Here is a 23,319-nt window from a genome sequence, read left to right as displayed (position 1 = left end):
CTCGTAACTGCCTCGCGTTCCGTCTCGCGCCCTGACGGGTGCTCGCGGGATCGCGCCCCCAACAGGGAAGTCCCCACCGGGGGAGGCCGATCCCGGCGACCGCCGCCGAGATCGGAACCCGCTTTGATACGGGTCCGGTAGGGCGGCCGTGAACTGGCGGTACGCACACACGGCGCTCGGGCTCTGTACCCTCGCGTTCACCGCGACGATGGTCGCTCGGCTGGCCATCAGCCCGCTCGTCCCGGAGATCACCGCCGCCTTCGAGGTCACGAACGCGACCGTCGGGCTCGCGCTCTCGGGAATGTGGCTCGCGTACGCGCTCTCGCAGTTCCCCTCGGGAATCCTCGGCGACCGCTACGGCGAGCGAACGGTGATCCTCGTCGCCGTCGGCTCGACCGCGGTCGCCTCGCTGCTCATCGCCGCCTCGCCGTCCATCCTCGCGTTCGTGCTGTTCACCGTCGTCCTCGGTGCGGGTGCCGGCCTCCACTACTCGGTCGCGACCACCTTCCTGACCCGACAGTTCGACGACATCGGGCGTGCGATCGGCGTCCACGTCGCCGGCGGCCCGATCGCCGGGCTCGCCGCCCCGCCCGCGGCCGCGCTCGTCGGGGCGCGTCACGGCTGGCGCGCGGGCGTCCTGCTCGGCGTCGCCGTCGCGGTCCCCGTGTTCGCGCTGTTCGCGTGGCGGATCCGGCCGACGGAACCGCGCCGGCCCGACCAGCCCATGCGCGAGCGGTTCGCGGTCGGCCCGCTCGTCGAACTGCTCTCGCGGCCGTCGATCCTCTACACGACCGGGCTGGCGACGCTCGGCGCGTTCACCTGGCAGGCCACCGCCTCCTTCCTGCCGACGTTCCTCGAGGTCGGCGGCGGACTCTCCGGTGCGCTGTCGGCGCTTCTGTTCTCGCTGTACTTCCTCGTCCACGGCGGCAGCCAGCCGCTGACCGGGTCGCTCTCCGACCGGATCGGCCGGGACGAGACCGTGATTCTCACGATGGCGTCCGGCGTGGTCGGGTACGCGCTCCTCGTCGTCGCGGCCCGCGAGGGGTCCGGGCTCGCACCCATCGTTCCCGGCGTCCTCCTCGTCGGGCTGGCGATGTCGTGGGGAGCCCCGCTCCAGTCGCGGTTCATGGACCTGCTCTCGGACGCCGAGCGCGGGGCCGGGTTCGGGCTCGTGCGCACCGTCTACATGGTGTTCGGCGCGTCGGGCAGCGTCGTCGTCGGGGCGGTCTCCGACGTCGCGGGGTGGGCCGTCGCGTTCGGCCTGCTCGCGGCGGTGATGACGCTCGCGCTCGTCACGCTGCTGGCGAACCGGCTGCTCGAGCTGGGGTACTGAGAGAAGGGAGCGGGCTCCAGGGATCCGGCCTACAGCCGGTCGTCCTCGAGGCTGCCCGGATCCTCCGCGGTGTCGAACATGTTGTTCTCCGCGCCGTCGAGCATCTCGTCGCGGGGGTCGTCGTCGACGACGCTGACGTTGTACGCCTCGATACCGGAGGCGATCAGCTCCTCTGCGGCCTGTTCTTCGGTAACGAACTCGGAGTCGGCGAGCTGCTGGAAATCGGCGTACACGTCGTCCGAGAGGTTCAGTTCGAAGGTCGGCATGGCTCACCCTTTCGGGCGGATACTTTTAAACTCGATGGCCGGGGCGGACTCGGTCTCGGCGACCGAGATCGACTCCGTGGTCGGATCGACGGCGCGGGAGTCTTAAGCCGGCGAGCGTCGATCCCCGATCATGACGGACTCCGACGAACCCGACGATGATCCGGACGCGATCGACGGCGACCCGGACGCGACCGACGGCGAGGTCACGAAGGTCGCCGTCGAGGGGCTGCCGGACGCGCCAAACCCCACCAGCCACAAGAAGGAGGTCGACGAGGCCCTCGGCGTGACCGAGTTCGGGTTCAACTACTACGTCGCCGACCCCGGCCAACGGCTCCCGTGGGGCACTCACCGACACCCGAACCACGAGGAGCTGTTCTACGTCCTCGAGGGGGAACTCGCGGTCGAACTGGCAGACGGCGTCGTCTCGGTGACGGCCGGCGAGGCGGTCTTCGTTCCGCCGGAGACGACGAACCTGGCGCGCGCGGTCGGGGAGACGCCCGCCCACGTCATCGCCGTCGGTGCGCCGAAAGACGACGACGGCGCGGTCATCGAGGAGCCGTGTCCCGCCTGCGGCGCGAAGGTCGACCGAACCTACGAGGTCGACGGCGACGACTACGTGCTCTCGTGTACGGCCTGCGGGGCGACGGTCGACCGGCTCACGCCCGGCCCGGAGTGAGTCGAGCGCGCGTCGGCGAAGCTGCCGGTCACCGCGAGAAAGCCCACCGCGTACGCGTCGATCCCGGCGGAGAACCCCGCGATGACGGCGATGTCGGCGTAGCGGTCGAGCACGTGATCCAGCAGATCGCCCCCGTCCGAGGCGACATCCTGTGCGCGATCGAGCGGGCGAGCACGGCGCACGTCAGGCGCGCGCAGGCTCACGGCGGAACGGTCCGTGCTCGGGAACGCGTACTCGACTGGGAGCCCGTCGGCGACGGCGTGCGCGTGCGGACCGACCGGGGAACGTACGCAGGCGACCACCTCGTGGTCTCCTCGGAGACGTGGGCCAGGAAGCTCTTGGAGTTCCTCTCCGGGAAGCTCCGCCCGGACGCTTTTAAAGTTCCTTCGCGGGTGACCGTGCTCGACCGTTCGCTACGATCCGTCACCGTCCGCGAGTGGAACATCGACAGTCCACGCTAACTGTTCTTCGAGAGCGTCGGACGGTCGAAGTCGATACCTGTAGTTGTAGTTCACGAGCGTTCTTCGATGAGTTCGTCAAGTTGTCCGCGAACGAACGACGAGAGGTTGAGGTGGTTTTCCTCGACCCACTCGGCTTGGTCTTCGCGGATGGTGATGTTCTTCCGCCTCACTACATACGCATTATGCGTATCTGTGCGCATAGTTGTTTCGATTGCGTGGGCCTGTAGGCCGAGCGTCGAACGTGTTTGAGAACCGTGCGGCGTTGACGAGACGCGCAGCGTCTCGTCCGCGCACAAGAGCTCTGCTCTTGTGAACGCTGTATCCCCTCCCTACTCACTCGCTTCGCTCGTTCGTTGAGGAAGGGGCCTTAGCGCCTCAATTCAGGTAAATATTTGATTATCGGATGCGTGTGCGCCCTTTTCGCACGGTTGAACGACGTTGATTCGCCTCCGTGCTGTCCGTTGAGCGATCCACTAAGGACAAACTAACAAAATATAGTATAGAAGACATATAGAATTGTGTTTGAATCCTTCAGGGACGACGCGTCGAGGCGAGACGTACTAAAAGCGAGCGCGGCGGGCGTCGGCGCGTCGATGGGACTGGTCGGGACGGCGAGCGCCGCCGACGGTGCGGTCGAGTTCGGCGAGCCGATCACCGTCACGCCGGATGATTCGGGGACGACGTTCGTCCAGACCGCCGACTTCGACGGACGAGTCCGGATCAGACCCGGCGTCGAAGACGTGACGATCGACGGGAACGGCTACACCACCACGGGCGGCGGCGTCGGAGGAGGGAGCTACGACGGACCGAGTATCGTGAATCTCACGCTGCAGAATCTGCACCTTCCGGACGGGAGTATTGGCATTGACGACTTGGCCGGTTCAGTTGTCAGGAACAACGTCATACAGGGTTTCAATAGCGAGTCCGTCGGCGGCCTGCGCGCGGTGGACAACACCATAGCGGGAGGTCTGCAGATATTCGAGAACCAAGCCGACAACGTGTTCGCCCGGAACGTTGCGGCGACGATGCAGTTCTATGACGATCTGATGGGCTCTCACAGAATATCGAACAACTTCGTCACGGGTCCCGCGAGGGGGGCGGGGATTTCGGTGGGAGTGACGAACGTGTTCGACGGCCGGGTGCGGTTCGTGGACAACTACGTCGCGAACGCCGACGGCGCGGGAATCGACTTGGAGGACGCGCCGACGCCGACACTCAGCGGCAACGTAATCGTCGGGAACGGAAGTCACGGGCTCTCTTCTAGCGGAGACGTCGCGAGCGTGAGCGGAAACACGTTCGTCGGAAACGGAGGTGACGGCGTCAACGCGTCGGTCGGAACGTTCACGAAGAACGCAGCGGTGTCGAACGACGGCGTCGGATTCGACGTCGGAGTCGATCGCGACTGCCTCCGCAACGTCGCCGTCTCGAACGGCGGCGGCGGGTTCCGCGTCGCATCCACAGGCGCCAAGGTCAAGTTCAATCGCGCGACGGGCAACGACGGCGACGGCGTCGTCCTCGCCGGAAGCAGCTTTCCGTTCCGGAAGAACAACATCAATGGCAACGGGGGCGACGGTCTCGTTATCAACGCCGACGACAGCGGGCTCTCGAGAAACCGCATCTGCGGGAACGACGGCGAGCAGCTGGTCGACGACGGCGACGAAAATCTGTTCGCGAATAACCTCGTCTGCTAAGCACGCCCCGCGTACGCCGGTCTCCTCTTTATAAATCGCTCCACGCGCCGAGAAAGCGCTGGAGTGCGGTCAGGTGGCCGACGGCGGCGAAGAGGGCGAGCAACAGGCCGACCGCGTTCAACCCGGCGACGATCGGGGCGGAGTAGACGGCGGCGACGACGCCCACGATCCCCATCAGCGCCAGGCGGTCGGCGCGTCCGAGCAGTCCGCCGTACTCGCGACCGATCCCGACCGCCTGGATCTGAGTCCCCATGTACGACGTCATCAACACGCCGGTCACCGCGAGAAAGCCCACCGCGTACGCGTCGATCCCGGCGGTGAACCCCGCGATGACGGCGATGTCGGCGTAGCGGTCGAGCACGTGATCCAACAGGTCGCCGCCGTCCGAGGCGACCGCCTGCTCGCGGGCGAGCGCGCCGTCGACGAGGTCCAACCAGCCGTTGAGCAACACGAGAAGCGATCCGAGAACGTAGAACGCGGGGTCCGCGACCGCGAACGCGCCGGCCGCGAGGAGGGCCGCGCCGAACGCGAGCACGCTCACCTGATCGGGCGAGAGCCCAAGCCGGTCGGCGGCTCGTACCCACGGACCGAGCAGACGGTCCGCGACCGACCGAAACCGATCCAGCGTCACGCTCGGATCTCCCCCGTCGACGAACACATGGTTCGACCGTCCGCAACGCCCGGCCGGCTCATAAGTAGTCGGTGAAGTCGACGGCTCCGGCGCTCGGTTCGATCCGGCCCTCGATCGCGGCGCGGACCGCGTCGGCGACCGCCTCGGGTTTCCGGTCGGTCGTGTCCACCTCGTAGACGTTCTCCGCGCCGTGTGCCGCGACGGCCTCCGAGAGGATCACGTCGAGCGCCTCCGACTCGGCGTTCTCCGCCGCGGTCGCCGCCGGTTCGCCGCGGCCGCGGAGCCGTTCCTCGACGGTTTCGGGACGACAGCGCAGGACGACGACCCGGTCGACTTCGAAGTGATGGGCCAGATGCGAGTCGAGCACGCCGGTCCAGTCGCCGAGGTGCTCGGCAACCGCGTCGAGGTCGGCGACGAGGGTGTCGCGCTCGGCGTCGCGCTCGGTCCAGAGGTCGTCGTTCCCCTTGATCCGCTCGTTGAGGTGGATCACGTCGTACTCGTCGGCGAGGAGGTCCGTCGCGGTCGACTTCCCGGTCCCCGGCGTGCCGGTGACGGCGACGCGGTCGGGGCGGTCGTCGTCGCGATCAGGGTCGCCGGTGCGGTCGGCATCCGGCGTGTCTCCCGCGTTTCTAGTCACGCTTCCGCCTCGGGTTCGAGGTCCGCGAGCACGTCGTTGAGGCGCTCGACCGCCTCCCGCGTGTCCTCGCGGGTGCCGGTGGAGATCCGCACGCAGTCGGGGAGGCCGAAGGAGGTACAGTCCCTGACGATGACGCCGCGCTCCCTGGCGGCCTCGGCGACGGCGCTCCCGTCGCCGACCCGCGCGAGCACGAAGTTCCCGGCCGATTCGAACGTCTCGGCATCGAGCTCGTTCGAGACGTGCTCGCGGGCCCACCGCGCGGTCTCGACGGACTCCGCGACGTGATCCGGATCGTCGAGCGCGGCCAGCGCGGCCCGACACGCCAGCTCGCTCGCCGCGAACGGGGTGTTGACGCGGGCGTACGCCTCCCCCCACGCTTCTGGCACCACGCTGTAGCCGATCCGGAGGCCGGCGAGCCCGTACGCCTTCGAGAACGTCCGGAGGACGGCGACGTCGTCCCGGTCGTTCACGAGCGGGATCGCGCTGTCGACGTCCGCGAACTCGCCGTACGCCTCGTCGACGACGACGAGGGTCTCCTCGGCGGTCGCGTCCGCGATCGTCTCGATCGCCGCCAGGGGGATCACGGATCCCGACGGGTTGTGCGGCGAGGTGAGGTAGACGATCCGCTCGCCGCCGTAGGCGCTCAGGACGCGCTCTGCGGTCTGCGTGAACCCGTCGTCGATCGAGAGCGGGTACGTCTCGACGCCCGCGTGGTGGTACCGGGCGGACATCGCGTAGTAGGCGAAGCCGGGATCGGGCACCAACACCCGGTCGTCGGGCTCCAGGGCCGCCCGCGAGAGGTAGTCGATCGAGCCGTCCGCGCCCGGCGAGACCCACACCTGCTCCGCGGCCACGTCCCACTCCTCGGCGATCCGGTCGGTGAGGTCCGCGTGCGAGGACTTCGGGTAGGTGTTCACCCGGTCGGCGTGCTCGCGGATCGCCTCGACGGCCGCCGGACTCGGGCCGTGGGGGTTCTCGTTCGAGGAGAGCGTGATCAGCTCCGACCGGTCGATCCCGAGCTCGCGGGCGACCTCCTCGACGCCCCTGCCGGGGACGTACGGGGAGTGATCCGAGAGATCCCGTGGTTGCATGCCCGTTGGTCGGCGACGGCCGACCTTAAGCGTGATCGAACGTGGCGGGCCGAGGACCGTCGTGGTGTCCGATCGACCGTCCCCACCAATTCACCGGAAACGTGGTGTGCGACCGGTCCGTATCGTGGCGTGCGACGAGGTACGGTCGGCGAGAACCGCGATGACGGAAGCAGTTCGACTCCGATCTCAGGGGATCCGAACGTCGTGTTCGAGCGTGCCGACGCCCTCGACGGTCACCTCGACCGTGTCGCCGTCGGAGAGCGGGCCGACGCCGTCGGGAGTACCCGTGGCGATCACGTCGCCCTCCTCCAGGGTCAGGTACGTCGTGATCTCCTCGATCAGCGTCGGCACGTCGAAGATCAGCTGGCCGAGGTGGCCGTCCTGTTTCTGCTCGCCGTTCACGTGGAGCTCGACGCTCGCCTCGTCGGGCACCTCGTCGGGCGTCGCGACGACGGGGCCGAGCGGGGCCGAGTTGTCGAACGCCTTCCCGCGCACCCAGTTCTGCTCGCGGTTCTGGTCGTCCCGGTTCGAGACGTCGTTCATACAGGTGAACCCCTCGACGACGTCCATCGCGTCCTCGGCCGCGACGTCCTTACACGACTCGCCGATCACGACGACGAACTCCGCCTCCCAGTCGATCCGGTCTTTCCCCTCGGGGGCGGTGACGGTGTCGCCGTGGCCCGCGAGCGCGTTCGGTCCCTTCAAGAAGAGCAGCGGTCGGTCGGGCACCTCGTTGCCGAGTTCGGCGGCGTGTTCCGCGTAGTTGCGGCCGATACAGACGATCTTCGAGGGGTCGACGGGCGGCAGTACGTCGATGTCGGGGTCGTCGAAGTCGTACACGTCGTCGCCGAACGCGACCGTCTCGGTCTCGGGATCGTAGCGGCCCTTTCGAATCGATCCGGCCGGGTCGCGGAACCGTGCGTAGTGCATACCACCGAATCGACCGTGACGGTTATAGTCTTCCGGGATGGGTCCGTTGTTGCCGGCGGGGCCGACCGCGTCCGCGGATCCGACCGCCGTCACCGCTCCCGCGCCGGATCCGTATCCGCCTCCGGCGATGCCTCCGCCGCTTCCGAGGCCTCCGCTTCCGCCGCTTCCGAGGCCTCCGCTTCCGCCGCTTCCGACGACCTCGGCCCTGCCTCCGATCCCGACCTCGACCGCGCCGGTCCTGGCCCCGCTCGCTTCGATCCCGCGGTCTCCCGGTCGGCGTCCGTCGCGTCGTCGACCGCGTCCTCGTCGAGCCCGAACAGCTCCTCGCGAGCGCATCGGACGCAGTAGTGGTTGCATCGCTCGTCGTGAGTCACGAGGGGAACGCCCGCCACCACCGTCTCGTCGCGCCGCCGGCGAACGAGCCCGCGGTCGAACGCCTCCCCGCAGACGACGCAGGGCTCCTCGACTCGCTCCGTCGACCGGAGCACCCGGTGGTCGACGGTGCGGAGCCGGCCGAACTCCGTGAGGCCGTGCCGGCGGCCCAGCCGCCGACGGACCGGCGGGGCCGTCCCGGCACCGAGCAGGGCGAATCCGACCCCTATCAGCGCGAATCCCTGCGATCCGCCGACGGCCGCGACCGCCGCGATCCAGCCGCCGATCAGCAACAGCAGCCCGCTGAGCAGATACGTGGAGACGGTCTCGACCGTACCCCCGCCGGCGTTCGACGGGGGGCGAGGCGGCGTCGAGTCTCCCCGGACGATCCGGAGCCGCTCGGCCAGTTCGGAGTAGTGCCACCAGCCGTACAGGAGATTTCCGACGCCGCCGGTGGTCAGAAACAGGAGGACGTGGACGCCGGTGGAGCCGATCCCCCTGTCGACGAGGACGGCGCGGTCGCCGTCGTCCCGTTCGATCTCCCAGCCGGCGTCGAGGTGCTCTTGAACCCGCCGACGGAAGGCGCGCTGGCTCTCGTCCGAGGGCGAGCCCGGAGACGTGGATCGACCCGAACGGGAGGCGGACGGGTCCGAGCCGGCCCCTCGGCGGGGCGCCGACGCGGTCGAGTTCGCCGCCCGCCGTCCCGACCGCGCCGCGCCGCAGTTCGAACAGAACCGGTCGTCGGCCGCGAATCGCTCGTCGCAGTCGGGACAGCGGGCGGGGAGGGAAGCGTCGTCGAGGTCGGCGCCGCAGCCGGACAGAAGCTCGCCCCGGCGGGCACCGACTCGCCGCACGCCGGACACGCGGACGGCGCGCCGCAGGTGCTGGGCTCGGAGGGCATCCGGTCGACGTTCGCGCTCCCGTCCGTTAGCGCTTTCGTCGGATCGAACGCGGGTCGTCGGATCCGTCGGACTCGTGACCCGCCCGACCCGCGGATCCGTCTTCCGGGGCGTCGAGGTTTATTAGTCTCCGCCGAGACGTACCGACCGGACCATGGAGCTCACTTGGCACGGCCACTCGACGTGGCACGTCGTCGTCGACGAGACCGAACTACTGATCGACCCCTTCTTCGACAACCCGCAGACTGACGTCGACCCCGAAGAGCTCGACCCGGACTACCTCCTCTTGACGCACGGACACGCCGACCACATCGGCGACGTCGACCGGTACGAGGACGCGACGGTGGTCGCCACCCCCGAGCTGACGGGGTACGTCCAGGACACCTTCGGCCACGAGGACGCCGTCGGCGGCATGGGGATGAACATCGGCGGCACCGTCGAGTGCGGCGACGCGTGGGTGACGATGGTGCGCGCGGACCACTCGAACGGGATCGACACGGGATACGGTACCTCCGCGGGGATGCCCGCCGGCTTCGTGATCGGCGACAAGAAGCCGACCCAGGAGGCGGACCCCGACTGTACGACGTTCTACCACGCCGGCGACACGGGACTCATGTCCGAGATGGTCGACGTGATCGCGCCGTACCTCGAGCCGGACGCCGCGGCGCTGCCCGTCGGCGACCACTTCACGATGGGCCCGGCCGGGGCCGGCATCGCGGCCGACTGGGTGGGCGCGGACGTGGTGTTCCCGATGCACTACGACACGTTCCCGCCGATCGAGATCGACACCCGGGAGTTCGTCAACGAGGTGAAGGCGGCCGGCGCGGCCGCGGAACCCGTGATCCTGGAGGGAGACGAGACCTACGTGCTCGAATCCTGAACGGGGTATCGGACGCTATCGGAATCGATAGGAAGTTTTAGGCGCGCGCGAGCCCATCTCGCAGACGACATGTCCGACATCGAGACCACGACCGTCTGTGAGGAGGGGTACGCGTGTACGAGCCAGGTCGGCGACTTCGACCTTCAGATCGACGCGACCGACGAGACCGGCCCGAACCCGAACGCCGCGCTCGTCGCGACGTACGCCTCCTGTTTCATCCCCGCGTTCCGCGTCGGCGGCGGCCAGCGCGGCGAGGACGACCTCGGCAAGGTTCAGATCGACGCGAGTGCCGAGCTCGACGACGACGACGACCTCGAATCGATCGCCTTCGACCTCCACGTCGAGGCCGACCTCGACGACGAGGCCGCCGCGGAGATCGTCGAGCGCGCGGAGGACATCTGTCACGTCCACTCGGCGGTTCGCGAGGAGCTTCAGGCCGACGTCGCCGTCCACTCGGGCGCGTTCTGAGACGGCCCGACGACCACCCTTCGAGGCCCGATCGCCGACGGCCGATCGTCGACACCCGATCACACCCCGTTTTTCGACCCCGACCCGATCAGCCGTCTCCCTCGCCGACCGCGTAGTCGACGACGGCGCTCGAGGCGACGTAGCCGATGGCGGCGATCACGGCGGCGGCGGCGACTGCCACGCCGGGGTCGCGGGCGACGACGTACGCCGCGAGGAACGCGACCATCCCGGCCAGGTTCGCACACAGGAGCCGCAGAACCCGATAGCTCGGCTGCGGTTTCGACATACCGGGACGACGGCCAGCGACGGGATAAAACGCGAGGCCGAGACTCGTGCTCGCTTCGGCCGACGCCGGCTCGCCGGCGTCGTGAGGGGCGTTCGTTGGATACAGGCGAAGGTGCGAGCGATCGCCTGAGCAGTGGCGCGCCTCCGAGTGCCCCGGAGGGGCACGAGGAGCCCGCGAGGGACGTCGCGAACGGTGCGAGGTGCGAACGAAGTGAGCACCTCGGCAGCGAGCGGTGAAACCGCGAGCAGTGAGCGACGAGGCTGGGGAGGTGTGAGGTGCGGGCGGGACTCAGAGGGGCAGTCGCGAGGGCGAAGTCCGACGAAGCACGCACTGAGGGAGCGAGCACCGCGAGCGACCGAAGCGCACAGCGAGTCGCACGAGTCCTCGCGACTGGGGCTTTGGTGGTCATCACCGCCCCAGCAACGATCCCCTTCTATCCATCCAACGCTCCCCCGAAACACCCGTACCACTAGCACGCAGATTATACCGGAAATGTTATCGATTTGACCGTAAGATCAACCCCTCAATGAGAATATAACCACCTTCGAGGTTCTCATGCCGGACAGATCGCCCGGAGTCTCCGAACGCCGCCGCCCGCTTCACAGCTCCTCTTTCAGGTACACGCCGAGGAGACCGCCGAGCGCGCTCAGCGCCACGGTGTAGGCGATCCCGCCGACCACGACGATCACCCCGAAGACGACGACGCCTCCGGCGGCGATGCCGACCTCGAGCGGGAACCCGAAGACTCCCAGAAACGGGAGCACGAGGAGCACGAGAAGCAGGAACCCGACGACCGGGATCGACGCTATCGCGCCGGAGATCGCGCCGATCCGGAGCCCGTCGCCGGAGTCGCCGCCGTCGAGGTAGCCGGCGAGCGCGCCGCCGAGGACGGGCGAGATCCCGGTAAACGAGAGGGCGATCGTCGCGACCGCGCCGATGACCGCGTTGAGGAGGGTGTCGTCAGCGTTCACGCCCGGATCCTCTCGCGGGAGGCGTCATACGTCTTGTGGGTTCCGAGGAGGCGTCCCGTCGGTTCCGAGGTCGTGGCCGACCGATGGAGCCGCTCAGACCACGAACTCGATCGGGTACTCGGTGAGGTTCTCGTGGCCGTCCTCGGTGACGACGACGAGGTCCTCGAGCCGGACGCCGCCCACCGCGGGGTCGTAGAGGCCGGGCTCGACCGTGACGACGTGGCCCGGCTCCAGCTCGCCGGCACCGCTCGCGAGCCGGGGCGACTCGTGGACGTCGAGGCCGATCCCGTGGCCCGTCGAGTGGATGAAGCCCGTCTCGGTCTCGGGATCGGTCCGGAAGGTCGGCTCGCCCGCGGCCTCGTACACCTCGCAGGCGGCGGCGTGGACCGCCTCGCCGGTCGCGCCCGGCTCCACGGCGTCGAGGGCGGCCTCAAGCGCCCGCTCGGTGAGGTCGTACCACTCGCGGGCCGCGGGGTCGGGCTCGCCGACGCAGAACGTCCGCGTCATGTCGGCGTGGTACCTCGTCGCCTTCGACCGCGGGAAGACGTCGACGATGATCGGCTCGTTCGCCCGGAGGGGTCCCGACCCGCGGTCGTGGGGGTCCGCGGCCTGCGCGCCGCCGGCGACGATGGTCTCGTCGAGCGCGCAGCCGTGCCGCAACAGCGTGACCTCGATCTCCTCCGCGACCCGCTCGCTGGTGAGCGGCTCCCCGTCGCGGAGGAGCGTTCCCGGCTCGACGGCGTTCTCGGCGTCGCCGCCCGCCTCCCCGCCGGGTACCCCTCCGTTCCCGTCGCCGGCGACGTCGGCCTCGGCGAGCAGCGATTCCGCGGCGCGCATCGCCGCCTCGTTCGCGCGCTGGGCCTCCCGTATCGCGTCGACCTCCTCGGCGGTCTTGACCGCCCGGACCACGCCGAGCGCGTCGTCGCCGTCCACGACGACGTCGATCCCGCGCTCCCTGAGCGCGTCGGCCGTCCCGACCGGACCGCGCGGCGGCACGGAGACCGACCTCACGCCCTTGTCCGTCACGAACCGGGCGTACATGTCGTAGCGCTCCTCGCGCCCGCCGTACTCGTAGTCGTAGTCGGCGTGGCGTTCGACCGTGTCGGCGGCCGCCTCCGTCCGCGCGCGGCCGTACTCGAGCCCGGAGACGAGCAGGTGGACCGCGCCGTCGGCGTAGAGGGTGAGGAAGGGGTCGGGGCCCGAAAAGCCCGAGAGGTACAGCTGGTTCGCGTCGTTCTGTGAGGCGTCGAGCAGGTAGCCGTCGGTGTCGAGGTCGCCGAGGAGGCGGTCGAGTCGCGTCCGGTTCATGGCGGTTCTGGCGGGGCGAACGGTAAATCGATTGGCTTCACGGAAACGGCGAGAACGGGGGAGGAGACACGAGCGGAGGAGGATCGAGGACGGAACGCGGACGAAACCGATATATATCGGATCCGGACGTCAGATCACGTCGGTCGGTCACGAAGAATCGTGACGGAAGTCCGATCGTGAAATCGGATTTTGAGCGCCTCAGGAACGAGTTCTCGACGTCTTTTCACCTTCGATATCGAAGCGAAGATTTAAATAAGTCGCGTCCTTACCGAGAGGTGAGGAAAACCGAACGTAGACCCATCTTTCGGTTCCGCGGTCCCTCCGATCCAAACACAATGAGCGACAACGTTCGAACCTACACGGCGGAACACGCCGACGAGGAACAGGAAACCGAGTCATCCGCGGACGAGGAGCTGCGCTGCCCCGAGTGCGGCGGCCAGCTCGCGACGGACACCGAACACGGCGAGACGGTGTGTGCGGACTGCGGGCTCGTCGTCGAGGAGGACGAGATAGACCGCGGGCCGGAGTGGCGCGCGTTCGACTCCCGCGAGAAGGACGAGAAGTCCCGCGTGGGCGCGCCCACGACGAACATGATGCACGACAAGGGGCTCTCGACCAACATCGGCTGGCAGGACAAGGACGCCTACGGGAAGTCGCTCTCGAGCCGCCAGCGCGAGAAGATGCAGCGGCTCCGCACCTGGAACGAGCGGTTCCGGACGCGCGACTCGAAGGAGCGCAACCTGAAGCAGGCGCTCGGCGAGATCGACCGGATGGCCTCCGCGCTCGGGCTGCCGGACAACGTCCGTGAGACCGCCTCGGTCATCTACCGCCGCGCGCTCGACGAGGACCTCCTCCCCGGCCGCTCCATCGAGGGCGTCTCCACGGCGTCGCTGTACGCCGCCGCCAGACAGGCCGGGACGCCCCGGAGCCTCGACGAGATCGCCGGCGTCTCCCGCGTCGAGAAGGACGAGATCGCCCGGACGTACCGCTACGTCGTCCGCGAGCTCAAACTGGAGATCCAGCCCGCGGACCCCGAGAGCTACGTGCCGCGGTTCGCCTCCGACCTCGGGCTCTCGGACGAGTCGGAGCGTCGCGCACGGCAGCTCCTCGACACCGCGAAGGCACAGGGGATCCACTCCGGGAAGTCGCCGGTCGGCCTCGCGGCCGCCGCCGTCTACGCCGCCGCCCTCCTCACCAACGAGAAGGTGACCCAGAGCGAGGTGAGCGAGGTGGCGAACATCTCCGAGGTCACGATCCGGAACCGCTACCACGAGCTGCTCGAGGCCGAGGACGGCATCACGATGGACTGAAACCCGACCGCCGCCTCACCGCACGTCGCCGATCGCCGTCCAGAGCGCGTCCAGCCGCGCTTCGTCACACGCCGCGACGTACAGCGACCCCTCGCGGCGGACCGCCGCGCCGGACTCCGACGCGAACAGCTCGGTGACGGCGCGCTCCTCCTCGTCGGGATGGAACTGGACGAGGCCCTGGATCCGCCCGCGGGCGAAGAGCCCGGAGTGGACCGTCGGAGCCCAGCTGTCGATGGCCCGCTTCACCGCGTCGGACAGCGCCGCCCGGATCGCGTCGGCCCGCCGGGAGAGGTCGGGGTCACGCGGGACGTCGCGTCCGACGATCGTCGCGACCGTGCTCGCCTCGAGGGCGACGTCGCTGTCGGCCGTCGCCCGCTCGCCCTCGTAGGTGACGCCGGCGTCCCGGCGCGCGAGGTACGTCTCCTCGGTCGCCGGGATCCTGACGGCCGCGATCGCCGGTTCCTCGTCCTCGAGGACCGCGACCGACGCGGCGAAGGTCGGCAGCCCCGCCGCGAAGTCGTTGGTGCCGTCGAGCGGGTCGATCACCCAGCGATAGGGGCCGGTTCCGTCGAGGCGGCCGGCCTCCTCGGCGAACACCGGGTGATCGGGGAACGCCCGGCGGACCACCGGGAGCATCCGCGCCTCCGCCGCCGCGTCGGCCGCCGCCTTCACGTCGGTCGCGCCGTACTCGCCGGCGGCGTCACCGTTCCGATACCGATCGCGGAGCTCCGCGCCGCCGGCCAGGACCGCCGCGTGAGCGACCGCTTCGACGACGTCCAGATCCGTCATGGTCCGCCGATCGGCCACGGCGGTGAAAGAACCCGGTGTAACGCGTCCACGAAGCGACGAGACGTATCCCTGAGCTGACGAGACGCGTCGACGGGGCGGTGACGTGTCGACCGGGTCCCGAACGCACAAGCCGCGGCGAGTCGAGGGGTCCGTATGGAGACGACACGCCACTTCACGGCGACCACCTACGTCGTCAACGACGGCGCGACGGCCCTTCACGAACACGAGCGGCTGGGGATCCGCCTCCCTCCGGGCGGGCACATCGAGCGCGACGAGCTGCCACACGAGACGGCGATCCGTGAGGTGCGTGAGGAGACCGGACTCGAGGCGGAACTCGTCGCCGACCGCGCGGACGTCGAGACGCCGAACGGGCGGCCGCTTCCGGAGCCGGCCCACCAGATGCTTCACGACATCGACGTCCATCCCGATGGATCGGTGAGCCACCAGCACATCGATCACCTCTATTACGCGCGGGTTCCGACCCGTCAGATCGATCCCCGCGGCGACGACGAGGCGGACGCCGAGGCGTGGTCGTGGTACACTCCCGCGGAGCTGCGGGCGGGCGAGTTCGACGCCGACGTGGTAGCCCTCGGCTGTGAGGCGATAGCGACCGTGGCCGACGCGGAGCGATCGACCCCCGACGAGTGATCGATCATCGACGCGGAGCGACCGGCGGACGAGGCGAAGCGATCCGCGGACGATCCGCCACGACCGACGGGAGCGGATCCGGTCGATCCGCTGTCTGACGGCCGTCTCACGGTCCGGAAAGTATTTGGGTCGGTGCCGGGGAATACCGGTAAGATGGACGCACAGCGAAGGGAGGACATCACCGGGTGGGACGCGCGAGGGTTCGACGACGGATTCGACGACCTCCGCCGGTTCGCCGACCGCGGCTTCTCGGGGGCGGCGACCGACGGTACCGGGTGGCTGTTCATGCTCGACGGTCGCGTCGTCGGGACCGTCGACGCGGATCTCGACGCGTTCGCCGACGCCTCCGGAACGGTCTACGAGGCGCCCCACCAGGCGCTTCCGGTGCTTTTCGCGATGCAAGAGGAGGGCGGCGAACAGCGAGCGCAGTACTACACGAAGGACACGCCGCTCTCGGAGGCGGACCGGAAGCTCTCCCAGGGGGGCTTTACCGGCTACGTCGAACTCTCCGAGAACGTGCTCTCCGGCGACTACTACGTCGCCTACACCGCCGGCGAGTCGATGGCGGCCGCCTTCGTCGGGAACGCGCGCCGGCTCGAGACCGGCGAGGACGCGTTCGATCTCGCGAACGACGAGATCGGGATATACACCGTCTACGAGGCCGACCTCGACGTCCGAGAGATCCCGGAGGCCGCTCGGGGTGCCGGGGTCGATGTGGCCGCGGACGACGGCGGAGACGCGGACGCCGAGCAAGGCGGAGACGCGGACGCCGAGCAAGGCAGAGACGCGGACGCCGAGCAAGGCGGAGACGCGGACGCTAAGCAAGGCGGAGACGCGGACGACCGGGGCGAACCCGCGACCCGAGCGAACGTCTCCGGCGGGACCGACGACGCCGACCACGCGTCCGACGAGGACGACCGCCGGCGAGTCGAACGGTCCGACGGCAACAGTGTCGACTCCGACAGTCAGCAAGGGGAATCGAGGGACGTCTCGACCGCGATGGAGACGGACGGCTCCGCGTCGACGGAGACGAAGCGGAACCGCGACGGGAACGACGCGGAGGACGGCGACGAGGGCCTCGCTACGTCGTCGTCGACCGCGACCGGGTCCGACGATCGCGTCGGTCGATCCCGTTCGACCACGGGATCCGAGACCGCCTCGAGGAAAGACCGAGACGACGCCACGGCGGACCGGAACGCTGCGGCGACGGACCGGAACGCGACGGGAGGGCAACCCGGACGGCGGGCCGAGGCGTCGGCCAGGCCGACGGATCCCTCGGACGACGTCTTCTCCGAGGAGGCACAGTGGCGCGAAACGAAATCGATCCCCGCGCTCGACCCGTCCGAAACCAGCGAGTGCGGCGAGGACCCGTCGGCCGGGTCGCCGTCACGAGGGGATCGGCGGAGTGGAAGTCCCTCGGGCCGATCCGGCGGATCGGCGGGACCCCCGGAGCAGTCCCGGACGGACGGAACCGCCTCGGGGGGATCGACGGCCGGAGACGGTTCCGCCGAGCGGTCGTCGCCGAGCCCGCGGTCGACGGAGCGGTCCGGATCGGGGCGGACCGCCGTCTCGGGGCGCGTTCCGAGCGAGGTCCGCGAACGGATCGAGGAGCTCGAATCCGCGCTTTCGACCGCCGAATCCGCCCGCGAGCGGATGGAAGCCGAGCGCGACGAGCTCGAGGCGGAGCGTGACGATGTCCGCGAGGCACTGGAGGAGGTGACGGCGGAGCGGGACGAACTCGAGGCGGAGCGTGACCGGCTCGAGAGCGAGATCGAACGGCTCCGCACGGAGGCGGAGCGCCTCCGCGACCAGCTCGATCGGGCCGAGTCGCGGCTCCCCGAGGGCGAACGAAGTCTGTCGACCGCCGAGGCGCGCGAGGGAACCAACCTGTTCATCAGGTACGAGTCGAAGGGCGGCGCGACGCTCGAGGACGCTCACGACGGGACCGTGAGCCGCGACGAGCTTCGACAGAACCTCCGGATCGAACACCACACGAGCTTCGAGACCGAAGGGCTGCTCGTCGACGGCGATCCGTTCGAGTCGTTCCTACGGGGCACGATGGAGTACGGCTTCACCCGGTGGCTCGTCGAGGAGCTCCCCTTCGAGGTCGGCGAGACGGGCAACGGGAGCGCGCTGCGTGACCTCTACGACGCGCTCCCCGAGATCGACCGCGCCGAGATCGGGGGATCCGTCTCCGTCGTCATCCAGGAGAACGGCGAGGAGGTTCGCGAGCAGCGATCGTTCGACCTGGTGTTGCGCGACCGCATGGGCAACCCGCTCTTCGTCGCCGAGCTCAACGACTCGCGCGCGCCGACGGCGGGCGCGACCCTGGAGTCGCTCGTCGCGAACGGCGGAGTCATCGCGGAGTCGAACGAGGCGTTCGCCGGGGCGTTCGCGGTGACGGCGAGCTTCTTCGAACCGGACGCGCTGGAGGCCGCGAGCGACGCGGTCGGCGGCGGACTGTTCAACCGGTCGAAACGGAAGAGTTTCGTGAAGCTCTCGCGGAAACGCGGCTACCACCTGTGTCTGGTGGAGTCGCGCGAGGGCGGGTTCCACCTGACAGTCCCGGACCTGTAGAGCGGAACCGTACGGAGTCGCGACTCCCGTCGTCGGGAAAACTCGGCCGGCGTGTCGTTCGGACGGCGTGTCGAAACGGGTCAGTCGATCAGTTCTCGACTTCGGCGGCGTCGTCGATCCGCATCGAGCCGAGCTTCTCGACCGTGTCGTCGAGCTTCTCGTCGAGTTCGTCGACGAACTCGTGAGTGCGCTCGGTCGTGATCGCGCCCTGACTGGAGGGTTCGATGAGGTTCTCCTCCTCGAGGACCCGAAGCGAGTAACGGACCTTGTGGTGGGGATAGCCCGTCTCGTTGGACATCTTGACGATCCCGATCGGTTCGTTCTCGATGACCATCCGCAGCACCTGGAGGTGCCGCTCCAGCATATCTACCTCTTTCTCGAGTCGATCTATCATGCCATATGTTAACTCGTCATGCCCCTTTTTAAAAGTTGCTGTCGAGGGACGGCGAACGAATTCCGGCTCACGGTTTGACATGCGAGTAGTTAACGGTTCGGATCACGGATCCGGCCGGCCGCCGTACTCACGTACGTGGTATACCGGGCGTTCGAGATCAGATCGTCGCCAGCAGAGGGGATCGCCGACGGCGGCTCAGTTCCGTGACGCCCTCACCGCGTACAGGGATCCGTCTTCGCTCCCGACGTAGACCGTCCCGTCTACCACCGTCGGTGAGGACGAGATCTCGCCGTCGGTGTGGACAGTCCACCGTTCGGTACCAGTGGCCGCATCCACCGCATACAGGTTCTCGTCGGCACTTCCGACGTAAACGGTATCGCTGACCACCGCAGGCGACGAATGGATCCAACTCCCGGTTTTGAAGGTCCAGTGTACGGTACCGTCGTCGGTAGCCACCGCAGACAGGTGACCGCCATCGTCCCCGACGTATACGATGCCCGTTCCTACGGCTGGCGATGAACCGACCGCATCCCCGGTTTCGAAGCGCCACTGCTCGGTCCCGATGGTTGCGTACACCGCATATAGATACGACACCCCGGTAGGAGAGTTGGTCCCGACGTAGACAGTCCCGTCGGCCACCGTCGGCGAAGTAACGTAGCCATCAGTTTCGAAGGCCCACTGCTCGTCACCAGTAGTAGCGTGTACCGCGTACAAGTTTTCGTCCCAGCTCCCGACGTAGACAGTCCCGTCGGCGACCACCGGCGAAGCTGAGATCTCTCCCCCGGTCTCGAACGTCCACGTCTCGATCCCGGTAGCCGCATCCACTGCGTACAAACGTTCGTCCCAGCTTCCGATATAGACCGTCCCATCGACCACCGCCGGCGAGGAGTCGATTCGGTACTCAGCCTCGAAGTGCCACCGCTCGGTGCCAGTGCTTGCGTCTACAGCATACAGTCTCGCGTCGACGCTCCCGACGTAGACCGTCCCGTCTCGCACGGTTGGCGAACTCACCACTGGAGCGTCAGTTTCGAAACGCCACAGTGGGGCGCCGGTGTTCGTGTCTATCGCGTACAGGAATCCGTCGTCACTTCCAACGTAGACGGTCTCGTCGACCACCGTCGGCGAGGAAGCGATCGGGCTTCCGATTTCGAAGGTCCACAGCAGTTCCCCAGCATCCCCCTCAGCTTGCTCTCGTTTCATGTTCCGATCACCTGAATCCAGCGGCGAGGTGAGTTGGTTTCCGACCACGTCCGCCGATGCTGGATCGGCGAGACCCGGGCGTGGCAGACGTCACGAGTCATCGTCGTAGCCCAGCGTCTCTACGGACGGAGGAGTCAACGAGAACGGGACGGTTCGTACGTTCGTGGAGATCTCCGGGGTGCGAGCGTCCACGATCAACCCGAGGTCGTCTAACGTATCGATCACGTTCGAGACTGCCGACCTCGCGTGTGCTTCCTCCGTCGCATCGATGGAAAGGACGGTCCCATCTCCGGAGACGACAACCGTCGTCGGAAGATTGTCCGGCTGATACACGACACCGGGAAACGTCGCCTCATCGTACAGACAGTCAGACTCACCCAACGCGATCGCGACGGATTCGAGCGAGAACGCCTGATCGAACCTGGCATACGCAGTGGCGTCACCCTCGTAGAGATCGACGGGGAGATCGGCCGCCTGAGCGCGGATCTCTTCCAGCGGGATCGTGTTCGTCGACATAACCCGTGGGTGCTACCGGTCCATGTTAAACGTTATGATAACCGACACGATACTAGTTCGAAACGCGGAATGTATCAGATGAATTGGATTTCGGGGACAACGGATATTCAGGGAACACGGGAGACTGAGAAACGAGATCGATACGGACGGGTACGGCACGTTTCGAGTAGCTTCCGCGCTTCGATACCCGTTTTGTTGATCGGACGGAAGACCGCTCCACCAGTGGGATGGCACGAACGACGATATCTTCCGACAGTGTGTGCGGGATTCATACACGTTCGTGCCATGATCGCGACGACGGACCGTAATCTGTTTTACCCCCCGGTCGGAAGGGGGTAGCGGTATGACAGTCACCATCGTCGGCTCCCAACTGGGAGACGAGGGCAAGGGCGCGCTCGTCGACCGGTGGGGAGGGGACGCGGACGTCGTAGTCCGTTATCAGGGCGGCGACAACGCCGGCCACACCGTCGTCGAAGGCGGCGAGGAGTACAAGTTATCGCTGGTGCCGAGCGGGGCCGTTCGGGGCACGATCGGCGTGTTGGGCAACGGCTGCGTGGTCAACCCGCGGACGCTCTTCTCGGAGATCGACGGGCTCCGCGAGCGCGGGCTCGACCCCGACGTACGGGTCGCGCGCCGGGCGCACGTCATCCTCCCGTACCACCGGGTCCTCGACGGCATCGAGGAGGCGGTCAAAGCCGACGACGACGCCGGAGACGAGGTGGGCACCACGGGTCGCGGGATCGGCCCCACCTACGAGGACAAGGCGGGTCGACGCGGGATCCGGATCGGCGACCTGCTCGATCCGGACGTGCTCCGCGAGCGGCTCGAGTACGCCGTCTCGCACAACCGCGCCGTCGCCGAGGGCGTGTACGGCCTCGACGTGGACGCCTCCGAACACGCGGACGCCTTCGACGTGGACGCGCTCTTCGAGGAGTTCGTCGAGTTCGGCGACCGACTCGCCGACGACGGGATGACCGTCAACTGCAGCGACTTCCTCCACCGTCGCCGAGAGGCGGGCGACCGGATCCTCTTCGAGGGCGCACAGGGGACCTCCATCGACGTCGACCACGGCAACTACCCCTTCGTCACCTCCTCGAACCCGACCGCCGGCGGCGCGACCGTCGGCTCCGGGCTCGGCGTCACGACCGTCGGGTCGGGCGAGGTCGTCGGCATCGTGAAGGCGTACCTCTCGCGGGTCGGCTCGGGACCGATGCCCACGGAGCTCGACGGCGACGACCGCGAGGAGTCCCTCGCCGAGGACATCCGCGAGAAGGGCGGAGAGTTCGGGACGGTCACCGGCCGACCGCGACGGATCGGCTGGCTCGACCTCCCGATGTTGCGCCACGCCTCGCGCGTCTCGGGGTTCACGGGCGTCGCGATCAACCACGTCGACGTGCTCGCCGACCTCGAGGAGCTTCACGTCTGCGTCGGCTACGACCTCGACGGCGAACGGCTCGACACCGTTCCCACGACGACGCTACAGTGGGAGCGGTGTGAGCCGGTGTACCGCGAGTTCGACACCTGGTCGGAAGTCGACTGGACCGCGGTCGCGGCGGAGGGGTACGGGGCGCTCCCCGAGGCGACGCGGACCTACACGGAGTTCGTCGCCGACGAGATGGACGCCGCGGTGTACGCGATCGGCGTCGGGCCGGACCGCGAGGAGACGATCGAGCTTTCGAACCCGTTCTCGGCGTCCGACGCGTAAGCGGATTCGCTCGAACGGATAAACGAACCCAACGTTTTTCGTTGTTCCACGAACGTTTTATCACGGTGGGTCGGACTGCGGGCATGGACCTACTCGACGAGAGCGTCGTGCCGGAACGCGCACGGGAGATCAAACACGAGGCCCGCGAGTTCGCCGACGAGCACGTCGCGCCGAACGCGGAGGCGTACTACGAGTCGGGCGAGTATCCCTGGGACGTCCTCGAGGCGGGGATGGACGCGGGGCTCGTCGCGCAGGACATCGGCGAGGCGTACGGCGGGAGGGGGCTCGACCTCGCGCAGGTGCTCGCGATCGCGGAGGAGTTCTACCGCGCCGACGCCGGCATCGCGCTCACCCTCCAGCTCGCCAGCTTCGGCTGTGAGATGCTCGAGCGGTACGGCACCGACGAACAAAAGGAGGAGTACCTCCGTCCGGTCGCCGAGAACGACCAGATCTCGGGGCTCGCGGTCTCGGAACCGGAGACCGGCTCCGATCTCGCGGGGATGACCACCGAGGCGGAGAAGGTCGAAGGGGGCTACGAGATCACCGGCGAGAAGTACTGGGTCGGTAACGCGGTGGAGGCCGACTGGCTCACCGTCTACGCGAAGACCGGCGACGGCGAGGACCGCTACTCCAACTACACGCTCTTCGTCGTCGAGACCGATTCGGAGGGGTACGAGGCCGAGCACATCCCCGAGAAGATGGGGATGCGCGCGTCGAAGCAGGGCCACATCGTCCTCGACGACTGTTTCGTCCCCGAGCGGAACGTCATCGGCAGCGAGGGCGGCGGCTTCTACGTCCTCGCCGACTTCTTCAACCACGGCCGGGTGATCGTCGGTGGCCACGGGCTCGGGCTCGCCGCCGCCGCCATCGAGGAGGCGGAGGCGTTCGTCCACGACCGTAACGCGTTCGGCCGAACCGTCAACGAGTTCCAGGCGGTCCAACACACCCTCGCCGACATGCGCATCGGCTTCGAGGCCGCCCGCGCGCTCAACTGGCGCGCCTGCGAGAAGGTCGCGAACGGCGAGGACGCCGGCTACTGGGCGGCGCTGACGAAGACGAAGTCCACGGAGGTCGCGGTCGACTGCGCCGAGAAGGGGATGAAGCTCCACGGCGGGCGCTCGGTCCTCGCGGACCGACGGATCGCCCGCGTCCACCGCGACGCCCGGATACCGGTGATATACGAGGGCGCGAACGACATCCAGCGCAACCTCATCTACCGGCAGTCGCGGTGAAGCGGACGGCGAAAACGACCCTCTGCCGGCGTCCCTCTCCCGGTCGCT

General features: G+C 68.2%; 23 protein-coding genes and 2 pseudogenes. 11 read left to right on the top strand and 14 right to left on the bottom strand.

What is annotated here, in order from left to right; translation table 11 throughout:
- The first annotated feature begins 148 nt into the window (after positions 1 to 148).
- On the top strand, positions 149 to 1,333 hold the full coding sequence (locus NO889_RS10830; protein WP_256412264.1) for an MFS transporter: 1,185 nt from the start codon (positions 149 to 151) through the stop codon (positions 1,331 to 1,333).
- Positions 1,334 to 1,362: 29 nt separating this feature from the next.
- On the opposite strand, the gene NO889_RS10825 is transcribed toward NO889_RS10830, so the two are convergent.
- Entirely contained in the window at positions 1,363 to 1,599 is a 237-nt protein-coding gene (locus tag NO889_RS10825) for a DUF7120 family protein (RefSeq protein WP_256412263.1), read from the bottom strand.
- A gap of 130 nt (positions 1,600 to 1,729) precedes the next feature.
- Here NO889_RS10825 and NO889_RS10820 point away from each other — a divergent pair, with 130 nt between their 5' ends.
- Positions 1,730 to 2,275, top strand: a complete 546-nt coding sequence (locus NO889_RS10820) for a cupin domain-containing protein (protein WP_256412262.1) — start codon at positions 1,730 to 1,732, stop codon at positions 2,273 to 2,275.
- Positions 2,276 to 2,298: 23 nt separating this feature from the next.
- Here the strand turns inward: NO889_RS10820 and NO889_RS10815 are convergent.
- Positions 2,299 to 2,439, bottom strand: a pseudogene (locus tag NO889_RS10815) (CDP-alcohol phosphatidyltransferase family protein); the annotation flags it as partial.
- Here NO889_RS10815 and NO889_RS10810 point away from each other — a divergent pair.
- Together NO889_RS10810 and NO889_RS10805 are read left to right on the top strand one after the other, a co-directional pair.
- Positions 2,389 to 2,736, top strand: a complete 348-nt coding sequence (locus NO889_RS10810; RefSeq protein WP_256412378.1) for a hypothetical protein — start codon at positions 2,389 to 2,391, stop codon at positions 2,734 to 2,736. The pseudogene NO889_RS10815 and the gene NO889_RS10810 overlap by 51 nt on opposite strands.
- Before the next feature lie 593 nt (positions 2,737 to 3,329).
- On the top strand, positions 3,330 to 4,427 hold the full coding sequence (locus NO889_RS10805; protein WP_256412261.1) for a right-handed parallel beta-helix repeat-containing protein: 1,098 nt from the start codon (positions 3,330 to 3,332) through the stop codon (positions 4,425 to 4,427).
- 28 nt (positions 4,428 to 4,455) lie between these two features.
- Here the strand turns inward: NO889_RS10805 and NO889_RS10800 are convergent, their stop codons facing one another.
- The 5 genes and pseudogenes from NO889_RS10800 to NO889_RS10780 all read right to left on the bottom strand — a co-directional run bounded on the left by NO889_RS10800 (position 4,456) and on the right by NO889_RS10780 (position 8,989).
- Positions 4,456 to 5,058 carry a CDP-alcohol phosphatidyltransferase family protein gene (locus NO889_RS10800; protein WP_256412260.1) on the bottom strand — a complete coding sequence of 201 codons (603 nt, stop codon included), beginning with the start codon at positions 5,056 to 5,058 and terminating at the stop codon, positions 4,456 to 4,458.
- A 58-nt stretch (positions 5,059 to 5,116) separates the two neighbouring features.
- Positions 5,117 to 5,695: an adenylate kinase family protein gene (locus tag NO889_RS10795; RefSeq protein WP_256412259.1), complete on the bottom strand. Its 579-nt coding sequence runs from the start codon at positions 5,693 to 5,695 to the stop codon at positions 5,117 to 5,119.
- Positions 5,692 to 6,786, bottom strand: a complete 1,095-nt coding sequence (gene hisC, locus NO889_RS10790) for a histidinol-phosphate transaminase (protein ID WP_256412258.1) — start codon at positions 6,784 to 6,786, stop codon at positions 5,692 to 5,694. The genes NO889_RS10795 and hisC overlap by 4 nt, the downstream gene beginning before the upstream one ends.
- A 186-nt stretch (positions 6,787 to 6,972) precedes the next feature.
- A complete protein-coding gene (locus NO889_RS10785; protein ID WP_256412257.1) occupies positions 6,973 to 7,716 on the bottom strand; it encodes a fumarylacetoacetate hydrolase family protein in 744 nt (247 codons plus the stop codon).
- A gap of 89 nt (positions 7,717 to 7,805) precedes the next feature.
- Positions 7,806 to 8,989, bottom strand: a pseudogene (locus NO889_RS10780) (zinc ribbon domain-containing protein).
- Between the two features lie 152 nt (positions 8,990 to 9,141).
- On the opposite strand from NO889_RS10780, the gene NO889_RS10775 reads away from it, so the two are divergent.
- Positions 9,142 to 9,867, top strand: coding sequence for a metal-dependent hydrolase (locus tag NO889_RS10775; RefSeq protein ID WP_256412256.1), 726 nt, complete (start codon positions 9,142 to 9,144; stop codon positions 9,865 to 9,867).
- A 69-nt stretch (positions 9,868 to 9,936) separates the two neighbouring features.
- Positions 9,937 to 10,335: an OsmC family protein gene (locus tag NO889_RS10770; protein ID WP_256412255.1), complete on the top strand. Its 399-nt coding sequence runs from the start codon at positions 9,937 to 9,939 to the stop codon at positions 10,333 to 10,335.
- 88 nt (positions 10,336 to 10,423) lie between these two features.
- Here NO889_RS10770 and NO889_RS10765 read toward each other — a convergent pair whose 3' ends face one another.
- From NO889_RS10765 to NO889_RS10755, 3 genes are all read right to left on the bottom strand, one after another.
- Positions 10,424 to 10,621 carry a hypothetical protein gene (locus NO889_RS10765; RefSeq protein WP_256412254.1) on the bottom strand — a complete coding sequence of 66 codons (198 nt, stop codon included), beginning with the start codon at positions 10,619 to 10,621 and terminating at the stop codon, positions 10,424 to 10,426.
- 599 nt (positions 10,622 to 11,220) lie between these two features.
- The gene (locus NO889_RS10760) at positions 11,221 to 11,592 is read right to left on the bottom strand and encodes a DUF5518 domain-containing protein (RefSeq protein WP_256412253.1); all 372 of its coding nucleotides are present in this window, start codon (positions 11,590 to 11,592) and stop codon (positions 11,221 to 11,223) included.
- A gap of 93 nt (positions 11,593 to 11,685) precedes the next feature.
- Positions 11,686 to 12,900, bottom strand: a complete 1,215-nt coding sequence (locus NO889_RS10755) for a M24 family metallopeptidase (RefSeq protein WP_256412252.1) — start codon at positions 12,898 to 12,900, stop codon at positions 11,686 to 11,688.
- 335 nt (positions 12,901 to 13,235) lie between these two features.
- Between NO889_RS10755 and NO889_RS10750 the strand changes: the two genes are divergently transcribed.
- The gene (locus NO889_RS10750; protein ID WP_256412251.1) at positions 13,236 to 14,210 is read left to right on the top strand and encodes a transcription initiation factor IIB; all 975 of its coding nucleotides are present in this window, start codon (positions 13,236 to 13,238) and stop codon (positions 14,208 to 14,210) included.
- 15 nt (positions 14,211 to 14,225) lie between these two features.
- On the opposite strand, the gene NO889_RS10745 is transcribed toward NO889_RS10750, so the two are convergent.
- On the bottom strand, positions 14,226 to 14,999 hold the full coding sequence (locus NO889_RS10745; protein ID WP_256412250.1) for an inositol monophosphatase family protein: 774 nt from the start codon (positions 14,997 to 14,999) through the stop codon (positions 14,226 to 14,228).
- 153 nt (positions 15,000 to 15,152) lie between these two features.
- On the opposite strand from NO889_RS10745, the gene NO889_RS10740 reads away from it, so the two are divergent.
- Positions 15,153 to 15,647: an NUDIX hydrolase gene (locus tag NO889_RS10740; RefSeq protein ID WP_256412249.1), complete on the top strand. Its 495-nt coding sequence runs from the start codon at positions 15,153 to 15,155 to the stop codon at positions 15,645 to 15,647.
- 153 nt (positions 15,648 to 15,800) lie between these two features.
- On the top strand, positions 15,801 to 18,224 hold the full coding sequence (locus NO889_RS10735) for a DUF7527 domain-containing protein (protein ID WP_256412248.1): 2,424 nt from the start codon (positions 15,801 to 15,803) through the stop codon (positions 18,222 to 18,224).
- A gap of 88 nt (positions 18,225 to 18,312) precedes the next feature.
- Here the strand turns inward: NO889_RS10735 and NO889_RS10730 are convergent, their stop codons facing one another.
- The 3 genes from NO889_RS10730 to NO889_RS10720 form a co-directional block, all read right to left on the bottom strand.
- On the bottom strand, positions 18,313 to 18,618 hold the full coding sequence (locus NO889_RS10730; protein ID WP_066416926.1) for a hypothetical protein: 306 nt from the start codon (positions 18,616 to 18,618) through the stop codon (positions 18,313 to 18,315).
- Between the two features lie 195 nt (positions 18,619 to 18,813).
- Positions 18,814 to 19,818, bottom strand: a complete 1,005-nt coding sequence (locus NO889_RS10725) for an outer membrane protein assembly factor BamB family protein (protein WP_256412247.1) — start codon at positions 19,816 to 19,818, stop codon at positions 18,814 to 18,816.
- Positions 19,819 to 19,908: 90 nt separating this feature from the next.
- A complete protein-coding gene (locus NO889_RS10720; RefSeq protein WP_256412246.1) occupies positions 19,909 to 20,334 on the bottom strand; it encodes a hypothetical protein in 426 nt (141 codons plus the stop codon).
- A 343-nt stretch (positions 20,335 to 20,677) separates the two neighbouring features.
- Between NO889_RS10720 and NO889_RS10715 the strand changes: the two genes are divergently transcribed.
- Positions 20,678 to 22,039, top strand: coding sequence for an adenylosuccinate synthase (locus tag NO889_RS10715; RefSeq protein ID WP_256412245.1), 1,362 nt, complete (start codon positions 20,678 to 20,680; stop codon positions 22,037 to 22,039).
- Between the two features lie 83 nt (positions 22,040 to 22,122).
- Entirely contained in the window at positions 22,123 to 23,271 is a 1,149-nt protein-coding gene (locus tag NO889_RS10710) for an acyl-CoA dehydrogenase family protein (RefSeq protein WP_256412244.1), read from the top strand.
- The last annotated feature ends 48 nt before the right edge of the window (positions 23,272 to 23,319 follow it).

The sequence above is a fragment of the Halorubrum rubrum genome (genome assembly GCF_024494685.1).
Classification (GTDB): Archaea; Halobacteriota; Halobacteria; order Halobacteriales; family Haloferacaceae; genus Halorubrum; species Halorubrum rubrum.
The sequence above is the reverse complement of the archived record's forward strand: the minus strand, read 5'-3'. Positions and strand labels throughout refer to the sequence as shown.

Coding starts and splice junctions, on each gene's coding strand:
- NO889_RS10825 (WP_256412263.1), bottom strand. CDS start 1,599: ATGCCGACCTTCGAACTGAACCTCTCGGACGACGTGTACGCCGATTTC.
- NO889_RS10820 (WP_256412262.1), top strand. CDS start 1,730: ATGACGGACTCCGACGAACCCGACGATGATCCGGACGCGATCGACGGC.
- NO889_RS10805 (WP_256412261.1), top strand. CDS start 3,330: ATGGGACTGGTCGGGACGGCGAGCGCCGCCGACGGTGCGGTCGAGTTC.
- hisC (WP_256412258.1), bottom strand. CDS start 6,786: ATGCAACCACGGGATCTCTCGGATCACTCCCCGTACGTCCCCGGCAGG.
- NO889_RS10785 (WP_256412257.1), bottom strand. CDS start 7,716: ATGCACTACGCACGGTTCCGCGACCCGGCCGGATCGATTCGAAAGGGC.
- NO889_RS10775 (WP_256412256.1), top strand. CDS start 9,142: ATGGAGCTCACTTGGCACGGCCACTCGACGTGGCACGTCGTCGTCGAC.
- NO889_RS10770 (WP_256412255.1), top strand. CDS start 9,937: ATGTCCGACATCGAGACCACGACCGTCTGTGAGGAGGGGTACGCGTGT.
- NO889_RS10765 (WP_256412254.1), bottom strand. CDS start 10,621: ATGTCGAAACCGCAGCCGAGCTATCGGGTTCTGCGGCTCCTGTGTGCG.
- NO889_RS10755 (WP_256412252.1), bottom strand. CDS start 12,900: ATGAACCGGACGCGACTCGACCGCCTCCTCGGCGACCTCGACACCGAC.
- NO889_RS10750 (WP_256412251.1), top strand. CDS start 13,236: ATGAGCGACAACGTTCGAACCTACACGGCGGAACACGCCGACGAGGAA.
- NO889_RS10745 (WP_256412250.1), bottom strand. CDS start 14,999: ATGACGGATCTGGACGTCGTCGAAGCGGTCGCTCACGCGGCGGTCCTG.
- NO889_RS10740 (WP_256412249.1), top strand. CDS start 15,153: ATGGAGACGACACGCCACTTCACGGCGACCACCTACGTCGTCAACGAC.
- NO889_RS10735 (WP_256412248.1), top strand. CDS start 15,801: ATGGACGCACAGCGAAGGGAGGACATCACCGGGTGGGACGCGCGAGGG.
- NO889_RS10730 (WP_066416926.1), bottom strand. CDS start 18,618: ATGATAGATCGACTCGAGAAAGAGGTAGATATGCTGGAGCGGCACCTC.
- NO889_RS10725 (WP_256412247.1), bottom strand. CDS start 19,818: ATGAAACGAGAGCAAGCTGAGGGGGATGCTGGGGAACTGCTGTGGACC.
- NO889_RS10720 (WP_256412246.1), bottom strand. CDS start 20,334: ATGTCGACGAACACGATCCCGCTGGAAGAGATCCGCGCTCAGGCGGCC.
- NO889_RS10715 (WP_256412245.1), top strand. CDS start 20,678: ATGACAGTCACCATCGTCGGCTCCCAACTGGGAGACGAGGGCAAGGGC.
- NO889_RS10710 (WP_256412244.1), top strand. CDS start 22,123: ATGGACCTACTCGACGAGAGCGTCGTGCCGGAACGCGCACGGGAGATC.